A 1,570-nucleotide genomic window follows, 5' to 3' on the forward strand; every position below is an offset into this window, starting at 1 on the left:
GCGGTGTCGAGGAAGCTCGACACCGCCGGCGGCCACCGGCCCAAGCGCGGCACCGGGACGCCCGAGGCCCCGCGCCGGATCGCGGTGGAGAACCTCGACTACGCCTACCCCGCCTCCGACCGCAAGGCGCTGGACGGGGTGAACCTACACGTCGAACGCGGCGAGATCCTGGCCCTGGTGGGGGAGAACGGCTCCGGCAAGACCACCCTCTCCAAGCTCCTCGCGGGGCTCTACCTGCCCGACGCCGGAGCGGTGCGGTGGGACGCGGCCGACACCCGCGACCTCGACCCGCACGCCCTGTGGCGCCAGGTCGCCGTCGTCCCCCAGGACTACGCCCGCTGGCCGCTGACCTGCCGCGAGAACATCACCCTGGGCCAGCCCACCGCCGAGGGCGACGCGGCGGTGCTGCGCGCCGCCGACGCCTCCGGGGCGGCCGACGTCGTCGCCCGGCTCCGCCGGGGCCTGTCCACCCTGCTCGCGGTGGAGTGGATGGGTGGCGAGGAGCTGTCCGGCGGCCAGTGGCAGCGGCTGGCCATCGCCCGGGCGTTCCACCGCGAGGCCGGGCTGCTCGTCCTGGACGAGCCGACCGCCGCCCTCGACCCGCGCGCCGAGCACAGGATCTTCCAGAACCTGCGGGCGGTCGCGCGGGAGCGGGCGGTCGTCCTGGTCACCCACCGGCTCACCAACGTGGCCGTCGCCGACCGGATCGTCGTCCTGGAGGACGGGAAGGTGCTCCAGGAGGGCACGTTCGCGGAGCTGGTGGCCGAGGAGGGCGGCCGGTTCAGGGAACTGTGGGACCTGCAGAACGAGCGCACCGGCCTTCCCGCCCAGCGCGGAGGTGCCGCGGTCCGGTGCGCTGTGCCGGAGGAGGACGCGTCGTGAACTCCCGCATCCGGTGCCGGTAGTGGACCGACCGGCCCAGGACGCTCCGGCAGTGCCGACCGGGTTCAGCGGAACGCGGCGGCGTGCCGGGCGGCCCAGTCGGCGAAGGTGCGCGGGGCGGTGCCGAGGACCCGCCGCACGTCCGGGCTGACGCGCAGCTCGGCGGGGTTCGGGGAGCCGAGGATGTCCAGGGTGTCCTCGGCGAGCTCCACCGGCATGCTCCGGGCCATGGCGGCCCGGGCCTCGTCGCGGGTGAGGTCGTGGAACCGCACCGGCGTGCCCAGCGCGGCGGCGACGGCCTCCGCCTGCCGGCGCGGGGTGATCAGCTCCGGGCCGGTCAGCTCGTACACGGCGCCGGTGTGCCGGTCGTCCACCAGGCAGGCCGCCGCGACCTCGGCGATGTCCGCCGGGTCGACGATCGGCACACCGACGTCGCCGAAGGGTGCGGCGACGACCCGGTGCGCGCGGACGGACTCGGCCCACCACAGGGCGTTGGAGGCGAATCCGCCCGGCCGCAGGATGCTCCAGTCCAGGCCGGAGTCCCGCAGCGCGTCCTCCACCGCGCGCATCGCGATCCGCGTCGGGCCGAAGGGCCTGGTCGCCACGCCCTGCGAGGAGAGCAGGACGATCCGGCGGCCGCCCCGACCTGGACCGCTGGCGCCCGGTCGTCTACGGGCGGATGCTGCAC

2 protein-coding genes are annotated in these 1,570 nt (G+C 75.8%); one reads left to right on the forward strand and one right to left on the reverse strand.

Going from position 1 to position 1,570, the window contains the following annotated elements; all coding sequences use genetic code 11:
- The coding region (locus tag ACWDCZ_RS41250) for an ABC transporter ATP-binding protein (RefSeq protein WP_449818707.1) at positions 1–882 on the forward strand (882 nt) is incomplete at its 5' end.
- Positions 883–947: 65 nt separating this feature from the next.
- On the opposite strand, the gene ACWDCZ_RS41255 is transcribed toward ACWDCZ_RS41250, so the two are convergent.
- Positions 948–1,570: NAD(P)H-binding protein (locus ACWDCZ_RS41255; protein ID WP_449818708.1), on the reverse strand; the 623-nt coding region annotated here is incomplete at its 5' end.

This window comes from Kitasatospora sp. NPDC001225, assembly GCF_053597855.1.